This window comes from Chitinophaga sp. YR627, assembly GCF_900114995.1.
Taxonomy (GTDB): Bacteria; Bacteroidota; Bacteroidia; order Chitinophagales; family Chitinophagaceae; genus Chitinophaga.
Window position 1 is genome coordinate 1,659,235 of record NZ_FOUX01000002.1, and the last position, 14,837, is coordinate 1,674,071.

Consider the following 14,837-nt stretch of genomic DNA (forward strand, 5'->3'; position numbering starts at 1 on the left):
AATGTCAACACATGTCAAAATTTATGTTCGTAGTGCCGCCATTCTTTGGGCACATCAGTCCTACCCTCAGTGTGGGCGGCAGTCTGCTGGCCAGAGGTCATGAGGTGATATGGGTAGGTTTGAAAGAACTTGGAGCAGAACATATCCCTGCCGGCGGACGATTCATTGTTCCGCATAAAGAACTTGCGCCTTATCAGTCTGCGATACAGGCCATACTCAAACTACAGGATGAAGGGCCCAAACTATCAGGTGTGGAGACATTGAAGCTAGCGCTGGAAGATACCTATATCCCATTTGCGAAATATATGCTGGCAGGTGTATCGGCAATAGCGGATGAATTCAGACCAGATGTGATTATCAGTGATTGTATCACTTTTGCAGGTGCACTGTGCGCACATATCAAAGATATACCCTGTGTGACGACGACACCGGTTCCCCCGGATGTAACCGGAGACGCAATGCAGTCGCCGAAGATATTTGAATGGCAGCAAAACCTGATCAGGTCCTTACAGCGTGAGGTAGGAATCTATACGGATGAATATGTGATCCATTCCAGGGAGATGAACATCGTATTCACTTCACAGGAATTTGCAGGTAGCAAAGATCCGCTGCCACATATGCGTTTTGTAGGACCGGTAAAAGGCAGGCCTAATAATACCCCTTTTGACTGGGATCAGCTGGCAAGGGTCATGTCACCAAAGGTATTTGTATCACTGGGTACCCTACTGGTAGATATCAGGAAAGAGTTCTTTCAGAAGCTGATAGATGCCTTTGCGGATGAACCTATTACTATAGTGGCGGCAACTGATCCGGCGATCTTTCAGCAATGGCCGGACAATTTCATCGTACAGGGCTTTGTGCCACAGTCGGCATTAATGCCACATATGCAGGCAGTGATCTGTCATGGTGGTTTTAATACGGTGAACGATGCTTTTGTGAACGGATTGCCCATGCTGATCACCCCTATCGCCTACGACCATTTCCACACCGCTGCCCTGATTGAAAACGCAGGCTGCGGCATCAAACTACGTTATAAAAGACTACGCGTCCCTGCTCTCAAAGCGGCCATGTGGGAGGTACTGGACAATCCGAAGTACCGGAAATCAGCACAATATATCAGGGAGACATTCATCAAGGCAGGCGGCAACGACAAGGCGGTCGCATTACTGGAAACATTTGCAAAGGAGAAACAAAGTACCCTATCTGTTTAATAAATCCAGCGTTATGAAAAGAAAACTATTGCTTCCCGAAAGACTCATGCTTGGAGACGGGACAGCACCTTTTAACGGTGTCTATGCGATCAGGATAAACGGCGTGATCACAGCAGCCGGCCTGTCCATTGCATTAGCCAGCATACAGGCGAAACATCCCCTGTTACGGGCAGCCGTTCACCATGATCCGACCGGTGCTCCGTGGTTTGAGATACCGGCGATCTGTGAGCCGATCCCGCTGATCGTCAAAGGACGTACCTCTTCTGTCGACTGGCAGCAGGAAGTCCGGGATGCATGGGCAAGTGTTTTCAATATTGAAACAGGCCCCCTGATCAGCTTAACCTGGTTAAAGGGGGAAGAACAATCGGAACTGATATTAACCTTTCATCATAGCATGTGTGATGGAGGCGGAGGATTGATGCTGGTAAAAGAACTACTGGCTGTACTGGATGATCCGGACAAAAAGATCGGGATGCATGCTTCTATTACTACCCTGGAAGATATTGTGCCGGCTCACATACTCAAGGGTAAAAAGGAGATATTAAAAGCGAAACTGAAAGCGCTGTTTATAAAGGGAGCACTGGCAGCTATATCCGCCTTTGTCAATACCCGGGGTAAGCAGCCCATCAGCCGGCAACAGGATTATCTGTTACACTGGAAACTGGACAAGCAGGTATCAGCAGCGTTGTTCCAGCATTGTGCGATAAAGGAGGTAACAGTCAATACGGCACTTTGTGTGGCTTTTCTGCGTGCATTTAAGCTGGTGAAAGGAGAAAAAGCGATGAATAAGATCATCTGTCCGGTGGATATCAGAAGATTTATTCCCGAGATCACAAAAGACGTGATCTTCTCTTTTGGGTTGTCATTGGAATTATCACTCAATAATGCACAGGATGTTTCTTTCTGGCAACGAGCCAGGTTGTTGCAGGCGGTTGCATCCCGGAAGATAAAAAAGATGAATCCTTATGCGTTTATGTTGCCTTTTGAATATGCACATGGCGGCATTAAATATATGCGGAAGTTCCTGACCTATGGCAAACCGGTGTATGACCTGATGTTTTCCAATATGGGTAAACTGGATGTACCCGAGCAGTATCAGACGTTCGCTGTAGACACGATTTTTAGTCCGACGGTGATAGGACCTTTTTCCAATCCGACCACCATCATTGCCTCCACTTATAAAGGACAGATTGATTTCTCCTTTGTATCCAATTACCAAGTACTGGATTACCAGGATGCACTGGCTATAAAGGAAAAGGCGATGGCATTGCTGACGGAAGATTTACCGGTACAGGCGCCAGCGGAGGCCCTGTCATCAATTATATAACCAGCGTATGAACAGAAAACTAATACTGGGTGAGCGGATCATGTATGTGGACAGCTCAGCTACCGTGAACTGTATTTTTACAGCGAAGGTACTTGGTCAGCTCACCCTGGAAGGATTGATCTATGCCCTGGCAAAGATCCAGCAGAAACATCCTTTGCTGGGTGTTGTGATCAGGGAGGACGAGAAAGGCAGGCCCTATTTCGTGTCGGATACCAAGATTCCCCCTATTCCGGTACAGATAACAGAGCGTCGTTCAGATGAAGACTGGCAGCGTATATCTGCTGAGCAATGGCGGCAATCGTTTGATGTGGGTAAAGGGCCGCTGGCCCGACTGATATGGCTGCGATCAGCGGAGGTTTCGGAGCTGATGCTGGTGTGTGCACATTGCATTTGTGATGGCACTTCTATTCTGACCCTGATGCGGGAGTTACTGCAGGTGCTGGATCAACCGGAGACACGACTGATCGCCTATCCGGCCTTTGAAGACATCCGGACATTTATTCCCAATACCCTGATCAATAATGTTGGGCTAAAGATCAGGTTACGTTTACTGTCAGGACTTGCCTGGCTGGTATTGCGTTTTAAAACACGCGGGAAAATACCGGCGCCGGGTAATCACTACCTGGTACACTTTAAAATGGACAAAGCGGCAACTATACAACTGGCGGCCCGCTGTAAAACGGAACAAACGACCATGCATGCCGCATTTGCCGTAGCTTTTATGGAAGCGCACCGGCAGGTCATGGGAGCAGCCTCCTATGGGAAGGTGATCTCTCCTGTGGATATCCGCCGGTTTATTCCTGAGATCAAACAGGATCAGTTATTTGCTTTTGCGCCGATAGCCGAATTGTCAACCAGTGCAGAAAAAGGCGCTGATTTCTGGGCCAGGGCACGCCAGCTGAAAAACGACCTGACGGATGCTATAGATAAAATGGATATACGAAAACTCCTGTTCACCAGTGATTATTTTCATTCAGCAGGCAAATATATGGTCAGGTTATTACGACAGACAGACGGTACACATGACGTTACGCTGTCCAATATGGGCAGACTGGATATTCCGGAGCAGTATGAACATTTTGTCCTGGAAACTATTTATAGCCCCAGTGCCGCCTTCCCCTGGAGGAATGCCAACACACTTGTGATCAGCACTTTCGGCGGAGAGGCCGACTTTTCTTTTATCTCACAGGAATTGTTTCTACCCGAAGAAAAAGCCCGGACCATTCTGCAGCAAATGCAGGTTTTACTATCCACAAACCATCAGCATGAACCCGCGCATCAATAATGTTCTGGAGAAGTTCTCGCAACGCCAGGCGATCTTTTATTTTACGACCAACCTGGTGATCAATGCGCTGGTACCCTACTATGGGTTTGATGATCTGAATAATGTATACCTGTTTCAGGGCGAGCATCCTGTTGCCAGGTTCCTGTTACCGATGGCATTGTTGCTACCATTCTTTATCACCATAGATATATTAAACAAAACCACCACATTACTGGAAAAACGGCAGTTGGTCAGCTTTATTCCTTCGAAACAGATAAAGCTGCGTTTCATGCTAAAAACGGCTACCATTAACGCAATAATTACGCTGGTTCTGACGTTAGCCGCTATGGTTGGAGTATATCTCTGTTTACCGGAGAACTACAGTTTTAACGGAATATTACTGTCGGTGCTCTCAGGGATACTGGCCGGGGGGATGGCAGTTTTCTTCACCCTTCAGCCGGTTCGCAAGGTAAAAAAGCTATATCCGCACTAACAATCAGGATTATTCTATAATTTAGTAATGGTAATAGTCTGGTTGTTACCAGGCCAATTTCCTGTTACTAAAACGACCATGCATGAAACGCATCATTGCCATATTAGCATTCACTTTACCCCTTACCATACAAGCGCAGACAAAACTGGAGGACAAGATCGCAGAAGACTATGCCACTAAGTTTGCAAAACGTTATGAAGTGAGGAATGACTCTCTCATCGTTTTTGTGACCGAACAGATGTCAAGAAGCGGGGCTGCCGGACTGGATATTGATAAGACAATGACAGAACTGGTGAAAGATCCTGCTGCGCTGGATGCTTCCCTGAAGTTTATTTACCAGTACAGTAATGCCAACAGGCAACAGTTCATTGCCCATCTGCGCGCGATGAATCTGCAAACCAACAGCGTATTTCCACTGGCAACTTACACGGTGAATAAGTTCAAGGGTGAAAACAAGGCCCTCCTGGAAGAAAAATCGACCCTTTATACAACAGGTGCTATTCCGGCTACCCTGCCGCCATTACAGCTGCCGGCACCGGCACTTGCTGACAATGGCAACAGCAGCTCTCCGGATGCCACCAGTACTACCAGCGAGTCATCAACAAGTACAGCAACGACTACCGCCAGCGGTAATGCCGTACCTGCGGAACCAGGAAGTGCACCAGCTGCCCCTGCGAATGCTTCAGCAGATAACTTTAACTGGGATGTAAGACCTATCTTCAAAGTGCGTGAGCCGGAGCAATTATATGCACTTTACGGAAAGGATAATGTGGTAGCACGTTCTGCACAGGATTTCCAGGGAAATGATGCAGGTACTGCCTACTTTATATTCCCCGATACTGATAATGAGATGGAAGTATCATTCGAAGGCACTAAAACCGGTGTTACTTTCACGAAAGAAAACTCAAAATGGAAACCACCATTTGGTATCAAGGTAGGCGACCCGCTGGATAAAGTAGTGAAAGTGAACGGCCGTGACTTCAGAATCAATGGTTTCGAATGGGATAACGGTGGAGAAATAGCAGACTGGGAAGGCGGCGCCTTCGCAGGTAAAGGTGTGAACATCATGTTTAAAGCCAACAACTCCAGCGATCCTAAATTATACGATCAGGTTACTGGTGATAAGAAAGTGAAAAGTGATGCTTCAGCGATGAAGAAACTGGGCGTTGTGATAGAAAAGATCACTTTTGTAAGCAACTGATCAGACCAGCAGTTTGTTATCAACAGCATACTTGATCAGCATAGCCGTATTTTTTACTTCCAGTTTGGCCAGTAATTTTTTCCGGTGACTATTCACAGTATCTGCACTGATAAACAGCTTTTCTGCAATTTCAGCATTTGTATTTCCTTCAGATATCAGACTCAAAACTTCTTTTTCCCTTCTCGTCAGAGGAGGGAAATTTTTTTGTAGCCCAACCCGTTCACTACTCATGGCCTGTTTGATAGCCGGGGAGAGATAGACATCTCCGGCATACACGGAATGAACGGCATAAAGCAGCTCATCTTTATCAGCAGTATCGAGTACATAACCACCGGCACCACTCTGCAATAGCCGGTCGATATACCTTTCTTCTTTCAGAAAACTCAGTACCAGTACCATCACAGTTGGATATTCCATTCTGATGTTGGCGCATAATGCTGCACTGTCTATATCAGGCAGGCAGGTATCAATAATGATAATATCGACGCTGTTGTGCATCAGGAATTTAAGACAACCATAACCACTCCTGGCGTGTCCTGCGATCAGTATATCATTTTCGTCATCAAAAAATGAATGCAGGCCTTCGAGGATGAGGGGATGATTGTTTACGAAATACAGGCGGATCATTGTGTATCCATTTAAAATATGCCAATGCGGACAGTAATGGGTAACATTCGACTTACAAGAGGCAACCGGCTTTATATGTAATATAGGGAAAATATCAGCATAATAAGATACACCGGTCCCATGCAGGATCCGTGTCGGGATCGATAGCCGCCATGAGTGAAAGTCCTATCCCAGCCACGCCTTCGAGGATGCCATAGCTGTTCTCGTAGTCATCTTTACCTAAAAAGCGGAAGCCTGCGGGGCCTTCCTTATGTGTATTCATTTGTAAGGTGTGTTGTAACCAATCCGTTGCGCCACTGAGTAAAAAGGATTCTTTGGTTTTCAGCCAGGCGCGTCTGTAAATATGTGAGATACCTGCGCTTCCGTGGCATAGGCAGGCGTCATGTACATAACTGTTATGTTGATTCCTGCTTCGTATAGCGTGATGGAAGATGCGCAGCGCACTTTCTGTATAATTATCATCCTGTAGCCAGTTACCCGCATTCAGCAGCGTTGTGGCAATACCCAGATCACCATAGCACCAGCCTAAACGGCTTTGTTTACCAGTAAGCGCCCTATGGTGCTGATCTACCAGTACGGGGTATAGGGAAGCGCTTTCTTCTTCAGGCAGATTCTGACAGGCTTCCAGCCAGCTGAGGCCCTTCCTGACCAGATTTTCTGTTTGTGCAACAGCGATACCTTTACTGTGGATCATTCCCAGTACAGCGATAATAGCCGGTACGCCATGGGCAAGTCCAAGGTTGAATGAATGTGTCCCTGCAGGAAGCTCAGCCAGTCCGGTCAGCTGATCTTTCCAGGTAATACCGGCAGGCGTTTCAATAGCGGTGGATTGGAGGCTATCCACCAGTGCGGGCAACCATTTATCAGCAGCAGTGTAATGGTTCCTTTCAAGAAAATACAGGGCAATACCAAGGCCCTGGTGCAGGAAATCATAACCACCCTGTTGTAAAGCGGAGAGCATTTCTTTACCAAGCACTTCATCTACTTCCTCAAAGATATCTTCCAGTTCATCTTCACCGGCAAAGCCTGCTTTGATAAGATGTTGTATACCCCAAACCATTCCCGCAATACCATTACAATGAGAGAATGGCAATGCAGTAGCCGCCAGATCATGCACCGCACGTTCCAGCAGCTGATGTATTTTGTTCAGGTGTTCTTCTTTCTCTGTCAGCTGATAGTAGTAAGCATAGAATAAAGCTGCGCCTGTATAGCCTCCCAGTAAACCGGGAGTGGCATCCTTTTCTGTAAAACTGTCCAGCGAGCTGCTGATATCCTGTAAGATCTTCCCGGCACTTTTCTTATAATCCATATACGATCATCACAACAAATCATGGTGCGGTCTGCGTTACTACACCGCCGCACCATGATCGTAAAATTAGAAACGGCAGGAATCTACGCTGCAAATTGGCGCGCCCTGGCTAATATCGTCTGTACACACTTTAAAGGAGAGCACGGTAGTGGTAGGAGCAAACGCTGCACCATTCATAGCGTCCTGTTTTTCACGGTTCAGACTGGCTAATTTGATCTTACCGAGATCGAGTTTCTTTTCAACTTTCTTTTTCATAAGAATGCGGTTTTAGATTTTGAATAAACTGCTGTACTTAGTTTCTGGCATCCGGAGGAGGAGGACATTTAAACAGGCTGCAACCAGTGTAAGTTGGCGCATTAGCTTGCTGATTGGCAACTTCCTGCTTTGTTGTGCTTAGTCTGGCGATCTTGATCTTGCCAAGGTTCAGCTTACGGCTTGACGCTTTTTTCATAGTTAACAAGTGGTTTAAATATTAAGAAATGAATACTGTTCTTTAGCAGTCAGGTTTATTGTGGGCAATGAGGGTCCGGGTTTCATCTTTCTTAAAGATAAGGATAAAGGCCGCTCGGCTCTATCACTGGAAAGGGGGATTTTCTGTATTTTTTTTCGAGTTATTGAAATATCACCTTTTAAGGGGGGCTGTCCCTATAGGGATAAAAGTTAACTTATTGTTTGTATCCGGAACACTATGATAACTAATAAAGGCTTTTACCTGCTCAGGGCTCCGCTGATGCCGGTAGAATTTTTAACCCGCTTTTTACAGCTGCCTTACGAAGAGCTGGCTGATGAAATAAAACAGGTATTTACTACCCCCTATCTTGCTGAAGCGATCTATATTGCTTCTCCGGAACTGAGCAGTGAACTGAGGAAATGGCAGGAAGGTCAGGTTTTTAGTGAAAAGGACCAGGAAAAACTGGTTTTATCGCTCTTCCGCTACCTTTTACGGATGAGCACCCGTTGCACGCCTTATGGATTGTTTGCCGGTTGCAGTACCGGCTATACAGGATCAGTCACAGACGTGTACATACAACCTGTCGAGGCACATAAACAGCATTGCCGCCTGGATATGAATTATGTCGCCGAACTGGCGGAGACGATCGCACGCATACCAGCTGTACAGGAGCAACTACGTTATTTCCCTAATAATTCCATTTACCGGACCGGAGATACTTATCGTTATGCTGCCTTTACAGTAAAGAATAAATTCCGTCAGTATGATCTGACGGCGGTGAATCATTCCGTTTATCTGGAAAACGTACTGACACTGGCGGAGAAAGGAGTCACCAGAGAGGCGCTTTATCAACATATTACAGATGATGATATCACAGTAGAAGAATTTCGTGTATTTATCGATGAACTAATTGACAGTCAAATACTGATCAGTGAACTGGAGCCAACTGTTACCGGTGAAGAATTCTTTCATGTACTGATAGATAAACTGAGCCAGCTGGAAGACGTACGGCCTGTATATGAGGTACTCTATGCTATCCGGGAGCAACTGGGCGTTTCACAGCCAGGTATAGAAAAGTATCTGCATACACATGCACTGGTAAAGCAGTTATTACCGGAAACGAAAAATAAAGACCTGGTGCAGACAGATCTTTTTCTGGCTACTACTACCAACACGATCAGCACCACTGTTATCAATAATATACAGGCCCAGATGGAAATGTTATGGAAACTATCTGCGGCAAATAAACAAGGCGATCTGCTGCAATTCTGCAAGGCCTTCAGTCAGCGTTATGAGGAGCAGGAAATCTCCCTGGCGCTTGCGCTGGATACAGAGACCGGTATCGGTTATGGCGCTTATACCAGCCATTATGCGGCTTATGCTCCATTACTGGAAGAGATAGTGACCAAAACCACCGGGACACCAGATACGATCCCCTGGAACAATATGCGGGAATTTCAGCTAAAGCAGTATATGGCCTGTCTGCAGGCGCAGCAATCAGAAGTAGTACTGACGGATGAGGATATTGACAGTCTCGCTACTGCAGTAACAGTCCCCATTCCTGATAGTTTCTATATGATGGGGAGTATTGTCAGCGAAAGCGCAGCAGCTATGGATAAAGGGGATTATCTCTTTGATTTCACTTCCTGTGGCGGACCATCGGCGGGTAACCTGCTGGGGCGTTTTTGTCATGGTGATCCGGCATTAAAAGAGCTGGTCAGGGAGTGTCTGGACGAAGAGGCGGATCAGCAACCAGACGTGATCTATGCAGAGATTATCCACTTACCGGAAGCCAGGACGGGCAATATTCTGTTAAGACCACAGCTGCGGGATTATGAAATTGTCTATCTGGGCAATGGCAGTGTTGCGGAGGAAAATCAGATCCCCGTGACGGATCTGATGGTGTGTGTACAAAATGAGCAGGTGATATTACGCTCAAAGCGATTCAATAAAAGGATCATCCCAAGACTAAGCACGGCACATAATTTCACGAAGGGTAGTTTACCTATGTACAAGTTCCTCTGTGATTTACAATTCCAGCAATTACGGCATGCAACCGGATGGCAATGGCAGTTGCCGGTAGAGGCACCGTTTCTGCCGAGAGTACGATATAAAGATATCGTATTGCAAAAATCTACCTGGCTTATCCACAGTAAAGATCATCCTGCACTACAGAAGAACGCTTCCGTACAATTACATTTCCAGGCATTTTCAGCCATAAAAGAAGCCTTAAAGCTTCCCAGGTACATAAGTATAGCCGACGGGGACAATGAGCTGTTTATTGACCTTGAAAATACCTCCTGTGTACATCTGCTGGTGACAACCCTGTTGAAAAGGGAGCAGCTGACATTACAGGAGGTGTTACAGACACCGGAACAATGCTGGGTAGCGGGAGTTGCGGGGAGGTTTACCAATGAGATCATCCTCCCTTTTAAAAGCAGTATGGTACAACCGGCGGCTATAACAAGGGGACTGACAACAACCCATACACAAAGACACTTTCCTCCTGGTAGTGAGTGGCTGTATGTGAAGATCTATGCGGGGATCAATACGGCTGAGAAAATACTGACAAGCGTTATTAAACCACTGGTGGAGCAACTGGAGGAAAATGGCATTATTGACCAATGGTTTTTCATCCGGTATACCGATCCGGAAGATCATATCAGGTTACGCTTTCATCATTCTTCGCGCAAAGACTTCTGGACAATTGTACTGGCTGCATTACATGCGCGCTTAGCCGAAACGATAGATCCGGGACTGATCCACAGGATACAGACAGATACCTATGTAAGGGAACTGGAACGATATGGCGCAACTACGATGGCTGTCAGTGAACACATTTTCTCTTATGACAGCAAAGCAGTATTAGGTTGTATAGACCTCCTGGAAGGAGAAGAAGGAGAGCATTTCCGCTGGTTGCTGGCCATACGTGGCGTGGATATGCTGATGGATGATTTCGGATATACACTCACTCATAAATCAACCTATCTGAAAAGATTACAACACTACTTCTTCCGGGAATTTGGTGGCGGTCAGGCGCTGCAGACACAACTGAATACCGGTTACCGGAAGCATATGCGGCAGATCAGTAGTTTCCTTGATCCGCAACAGGACGCTGATAATGAGATCGAAGAAGCTATTCAGTTGCTGCAAAAAAGATCGTCCCATATACGATCCACTATACAGGAAGTGGCTGTTCGCACATGGGACGACTTATTATCCAGCTATATTCACATGTTCCTGAACAGGATGTTGTCATCTAATCAACGGAAACATGAACTGGTGATCTATCATTTTCTGAGTAAATATTATGAATCCAGGGTAGCAATGCTAAAGCAGCAGCAGCTTAGTTAGCAGCATCCCAGAAAAGGCGGGTCATTCTCGCGATAACACCTTCCCTGATTGCTTCATTTACCTTGGTATCGCTTACAAAAACAACGATCGCCAGGTGCGATCCATCAGGTAATGTAATAATACCGGCATCATTGGTAGCGGCAGTCAAACCGTCTTTTGTATCAGAAGAACCAGTTTTATGTGCGACCACTGCATCTGAAGGCAGCATGCCTCTCAGTCTCTTAGGACCAGTGGTTGTTTCCTTCATGATCTTTAACAGGAAATCATTGCTGCTCTTAGACAGGTACTTTCCGGTATGGATACCTTTCAATAACTGCAATGTGGCCAGCGGAGAACTCCAGTTGGTATATTGCACCTTCCATGCTGATGCCATTCTTTCTTCGTTTGCTTTGATAGCCATGCTATCGATACCCAGGCCATGGATATATTGTTCAACGTAAGCGGTACCGCCTACCAGATTAAATAAAATATCGCAACCGTTGTTGTCACTCTGTGATACGGTATAAGCCAATACTTCTCTCAGTTTCAGATCAGTTCCTTCCGGATACTTTTCTCTTATCGGACTCCAGGTGAAGGGCAGTAATTCTTTCTTCGTGATATGAATCACCTGATCGAGTGACAATTTGCCTTTATCTACCTGATCCAGTACAGCGATCGCCAACGGTACTTTAAATACGCTCTGCATCGGGAAATGGTCATTTCCGTTGAGCGTCATGGTGTCTCCACTTTCCAGGGACATCATTGCCATACCCACATGTCCACGGGCGGTAGCTGCAATCTCATTTACTTTTTGTCTGGTATTGTCCTGTGCGGAGCTGTGTAAACTTAACAACAGGAATGGCAGTGCTAAGGAGCACGATAGGATACGATTTTTCATTTAGGTCATCAGTTTTTGCAACTGGCGTCAGGCTTTCATTCGCTCATCTACCAATTGTTGCAGCAAGATAGCGAAATCTTTATCATTAGGTGGCATGAGAAATGTTTTGTGGTCACCTTTTACATCATGCACGTTGATCCCTTTCAATGCATAGGGCTTCCATCCGAGATAAAGCGGATCATCTAAATAATAAAGACGGGTATCTACACGGAACAGATCAATAGCGCATGCGTCAGATGTCTGCATATGGTATTTGCGATAAGCAGCTTCGTACTTCTCATTGATCTTATCTTCTGCGCTATCAGATTCGGGCGGTCTTTGCAGTCCGATATAGACGGCTAACTCATTGTATTTCCTTACAAAAAAAGCTTGTTGATAGTCCAGCGTTTCCTTTGGATGCCGGATTAAAGATTGCGTAATAAAAAGGAATTTAGGAAACTGCCGTTTGATCTTACGGATGTACTTCGGCATGCCCATTTCAAAGTGGCCTTTGTTGTAGGCGTAGGTATCAAACATGGCCAGCATTTTTACTTTCTTTCCCATGGCCTGTAATTGCCGGCTCATTTCATAGGCCACCACTCCGCCGTAAGAATATCCCGCCAGTGCATACCCATCAGGGAAGTCTCTTTCGAGTAGTGCGGCGATATACTCCGCAGCCATATCTTCCAGTGTTTCGAAAGGCTCGTCTACACCATTGAGTCCGCGGGGCTGAAAACCATATACTGGCTGATCAGGATCCATATTACGGGCGATATTATTGAAGAACAGCACATTCATATCCAGTCCGTTCACGATAAATATCGGAGGTTTGGTACCAGTAGGTTTAACAGGAACGAGCAGATCCCAGGAAATAGATTGATCATCCAGTTCCATTTCGGTGGCTAATTTCTCAACGGTGTTAGCGGTGAAAAGACTGGCCAGCGGGAGTCTTTTTCCGGTCTCTTTTTCTATCCGTGCCATGATCTGCATAGCGACGATGGAGGTGCCTCCTAATTCAAAGAAATCGTCTTTTATACCTATTTTCCCGACATAGAGATAATCACCCCAGATCTTTACAATCAACTTTTCCTGTTCGCTACGGGGAGCTGTATATACACGATTAGCTTTCTCTATTTCCTGTCCCATAGCTTCCAGCGCATTCCGGTCTACCTTCCCGTTGGGAGACAAAGGAAATCTGGGTAACAATACAAAGTTGCTCGGAACCATATATTCCGGCAGTGACGTTTTTAACGCCTGTTGCCAGGCAGAGAAATTGGCAGGCGCACCATTCTCCTGAACGACATAAGCAATCAGCCGCTCATCTTTGGGTAATACGACCACATCCTTGATACCGGTCTGTTTACCCAGTGCATGTTCCACTTCTCCCAGCTCAATCCGATATCCTCTGATCTTCACCTGATGATCCATTCTGCCGAGACACTGAATCTCTCCCCCATTAACAATCCTTCCAAGATCTCCTGTTTTATACATCCGGGCGCCAGGTAAGGGAGAAAAAGGATCTGACATAAAACGTTCTTCATTTAGCTCCGGCCTGTTCAGATACCCCACTCCGACACCTACCCCTCCAATAAATATTTCACCCACGGTACCGTCTGGTACTTTTCTGAGCTGGTTATCCAGGATGTAAGCAAACATATTCTCTATCGGCCGGCCGACGGTAATAATTTCATCATCTATCCTGATCTTTTTCAGTGTAGCCCATACAGTGGTTTCTGTAGGACCGTACATATTCCAGAGACCGTCACATTTTTCAAGCAGCCTTTCCGCCAGTTTTTTAGACAGGGCTTCTCCTCCTATCAGAGCCTTCAATGGAAGGCGATCCTCCCAGGCAGATTCAAGCATCATTCTCCAGGTAGCTGGAGTAGCCTGCATGACGGTTACGCCCTGTTGCCTGACAATCTCCATCAGATGGCGCGTATCCCTGGAAGTCTGCACATCCGTCAGGATAACTTCCGCACCGACGAGTAGCGGTAGATATAATTCAAGTCCGGATATATCAAAGGAAATAGTCGTTAGCGCAAGTACCTTATCATGTTGGTCAAGACCCGGTTCTTTCAACATACCTATCAGGAAATTAACCAGTCCCAGCTGTGTGATCTGTACACCTTTAGGTTGCCCTGTAGAGCCTGATGTGTATAACACATAGACTACGTCCTGCATCGTAATCGCGACATCCGGTGGTGCTACATCATATTGTGGCGCCTGCCGCTGCAGGTCTTCCATTAATATCTCCCGCGCTTTCGTCTGAAACCTGCCGCTATATTTTTCAGAGGTGATCAGGTAAGCTGCTCCGGCGTCCTGAAGCATAAATTCAATCCTTGCCTGTGGATATTCAGGGTCTAGTGGCAGATAAGTCGCACCAGCCTTTACAATAGCCAGCATACAGTAGAGCATTTCCGGAGAACGATCTACAGCAAGCCCGACTATAGCACCCTTATGAATACCATAATCGGCCAGTAGTCTGGCAAATTGGTTTGCAGAATTATTTAATTTATGATATGTTATTACATGATCCCTGAAGCGCAATGCAGACTTATCGGGGTAGAGCAACGCTTTTTCATGGATGAGTTCCTGTAGAGAACGTAAGTCCAGTGGATTTGAAATGCGAGTTTCCGATGTAGGTGTGGGATTCCGTTCATGTGTTACTTGTCTCTCCGACATAGATTCCCAGATATAAATGTAACATGCTGATTATACTCTTTAAACAACGGAAAGTAGAATTA

At 46.1% G+C, this 14,837-nt stretch carries 12 protein-coding genes; 6 read left to right on the plus strand and 6 right to left on the minus strand.

What is annotated here, in order from left to right:
* Positions 1 to 11: 11 nt before the first annotated feature.
* From BMZ72_RS15330 to BMZ72_RS15350, 5 genes are all read left to right on the plus strand, one after another.
* The gene (locus BMZ72_RS15330; protein WP_089809707.1) at positions 12 to 1,211 is read left to right on the plus strand and encodes a glycosyltransferase; all 1,200 of its coding nucleotides are present in this window, start codon (positions 12 to 14) and stop codon (positions 1,209 to 1,211) included.
* Positions 1,212 to 1,224: 13 nt separating this feature from the next.
* A complete protein-coding gene (locus BMZ72_RS15335; protein ID WP_143087701.1) occupies positions 1,225 to 2,538 on the plus strand; it encodes a hypothetical protein in 1,314 nt (437 codons plus the stop codon).
* A 7-nt stretch (positions 2,539 to 2,545) separates the two neighbouring features.
* On the plus strand, positions 2,546 to 3,823 hold the full coding sequence (locus BMZ72_RS15340) for a condensation domain-containing protein (RefSeq protein ID WP_089809711.1): 1,278 nt from the start codon (positions 2,546 to 2,548) through the stop codon (positions 3,821 to 3,823).
* A complete protein-coding gene (locus BMZ72_RS15345; RefSeq protein WP_089809713.1) occupies positions 3,804 to 4,295 on the plus strand; it encodes a hypothetical protein in 492 nt (163 codons plus the stop codon). The genes BMZ72_RS15340 and BMZ72_RS15345 overlap by 20 nt, the downstream gene beginning before the upstream one ends.
* Before the next feature lie 82 nt (positions 4,296 to 4,377).
* Positions 4,378 to 5,496 (plus strand): hypothetical protein, encoded by a 1,119-nt coding sequence (locus BMZ72_RS15350; RefSeq protein WP_089809715.1) that lies wholly within the window; start codon positions 4,378 to 4,380, stop codon positions 5,494 to 5,496.
* Here the strand turns inward: BMZ72_RS15350 and BMZ72_RS15355 are convergent, their stop codons facing one another.
* From BMZ72_RS15355 to BMZ72_RS36570, 4 genes are all read right to left on the minus strand, one after another.
* On the minus strand, positions 5,497 to 6,123 hold the full coding sequence (locus tag BMZ72_RS15355) for a LuxR C-terminal-related transcriptional regulator (protein ID WP_089809718.1): 627 nt from the start codon (positions 6,121 to 6,123) through the stop codon (positions 5,497 to 5,499).
* A 94-nt stretch (positions 6,124 to 6,217) separates the two neighbouring features.
* Positions 6,218 to 7,432 (minus strand): lanthionine synthetase C family protein, encoded by a 1,215-nt coding sequence (locus tag BMZ72_RS15360; RefSeq protein WP_089809720.1) that lies wholly within the window; start codon positions 7,430 to 7,432, stop codon positions 6,218 to 6,220.
* Between the two features lie 66 nt (positions 7,433 to 7,498).
* Positions 7,499 to 7,687, minus strand: a complete 189-nt coding sequence (locus tag BMZ72_RS15365; protein ID WP_012789111.1) for a hypothetical protein — start codon at positions 7,685 to 7,687, stop codon at positions 7,499 to 7,501.
* A 37-nt stretch (positions 7,688 to 7,724) separates the two neighbouring features.
* The gene (locus BMZ72_RS36570) at positions 7,725 to 7,883 is read right to left on the minus strand and encodes a hypothetical protein (protein WP_012789110.1); all 159 of its coding nucleotides are present in this window, start codon (positions 7,881 to 7,883) and stop codon (positions 7,725 to 7,727) included.
* 237 nt (positions 7,884 to 8,120) lie between these two features.
* Between BMZ72_RS36570 and BMZ72_RS15370 the strand changes: the two genes are divergently transcribed.
* The gene (locus BMZ72_RS15370) at positions 8,121 to 11,237 is read left to right on the plus strand and encodes a lantibiotic dehydratase (RefSeq protein ID WP_089809722.1); all 3,117 of its coding nucleotides are present in this window, start codon (positions 8,121 to 8,123) and stop codon (positions 11,235 to 11,237) included.
* On the opposite strand, the gene bla is transcribed toward BMZ72_RS15370, so the two are convergent.
* Together bla and BMZ72_RS15380 are read right to left on the minus strand one after the other, a co-directional pair.
* The gene (gene bla, locus BMZ72_RS15375) at positions 11,230 to 12,114 is read right to left on the minus strand and encodes a class A beta-lactamase, subclass A2 (protein ID WP_089809724.1); all 885 of its coding nucleotides are present in this window, start codon (positions 12,112 to 12,114) and stop codon (positions 11,230 to 11,232) included. The genes BMZ72_RS15370 and bla overlap by 8 nt on opposite strands.
* A gap of 27 nt (positions 12,115 to 12,141) precedes the next feature.
* The gene (locus tag BMZ72_RS15380; protein WP_089809726.1) at positions 12,142 to 14,775 is read right to left on the minus strand and encodes a non-ribosomal peptide synthetase; all 2,634 of its coding nucleotides are present in this window, start codon (positions 14,773 to 14,775) and stop codon (positions 12,142 to 12,144) included.
* Between the last annotated feature and the right edge of the window lie 62 nt (positions 14,776 to 14,837).

Coding starts and splice junctions, on each gene's coding strand:
- BMZ72_RS15330 (WP_089809707.1), top strand. CDS start 12: ATGTCAAAATTTATGTTCGTAGTGCCGCCATTCTTTGGGCACATCAGT.
- BMZ72_RS15335 (WP_143087701.1), top strand. CDS start 1,225: ATGAAAAGAAAACTATTGCTTCCCGAAAGACTCATGCTTGGAGACGGG.
- BMZ72_RS15340 (WP_089809711.1), top strand. CDS start 2,546: ATGAACAGAAAACTAATACTGGGTGAGCGGATCATGTATGTGGACAGC.
- BMZ72_RS15345 (WP_089809713.1), top strand. CDS start 3,804: ATGAACCCGCGCATCAATAATGTTCTGGAGAAGTTCTCGCAACGCCAG.
- BMZ72_RS15350 (WP_089809715.1), top strand. CDS start 4,378: ATGAAACGCATCATTGCCATATTAGCATTCACTTTACCCCTTACCATA.
- BMZ72_RS15355 (WP_089809718.1), bottom strand. CDS start 6,123: ATGATCCGCCTGTATTTCGTAAACAATCATCCCCTCATCCTCGAAGGC.
- BMZ72_RS15360 (WP_089809720.1), bottom strand. CDS start 7,432: ATGGATTATAAGAAAAGTGCCGGGAAGATCTTACAGGATATCAGCAGC.
- BMZ72_RS15365 (WP_012789111.1), bottom strand. CDS start 7,687: ATGAAAAAGAAAGTTGAAAAGAAACTCGATCTCGGTAAGATCAAATTA.
- BMZ72_RS36570 (WP_012789110.1), bottom strand. CDS start 7,883: ATGAAAAAAGCGTCAAGCCGTAAGCTGAACCTTGGCAAGATCAAGATC.
- BMZ72_RS15370 (WP_089809722.1), top strand. CDS start 8,121: ATGATAACTAATAAAGGCTTTTACCTGCTCAGGGCTCCGCTGATGCCG.
- bla (WP_089809724.1), bottom strand. CDS start 12,114: ATGAAAAATCGTATCCTATCGTGCTCCTTAGCACTGCCATTCCTGTTG.
- BMZ72_RS15380 (WP_089809726.1), bottom strand. CDS start 14,775: ATGTCGGAGAGACAAGTAACACATGAACGGAATCCCACACCTACATCG.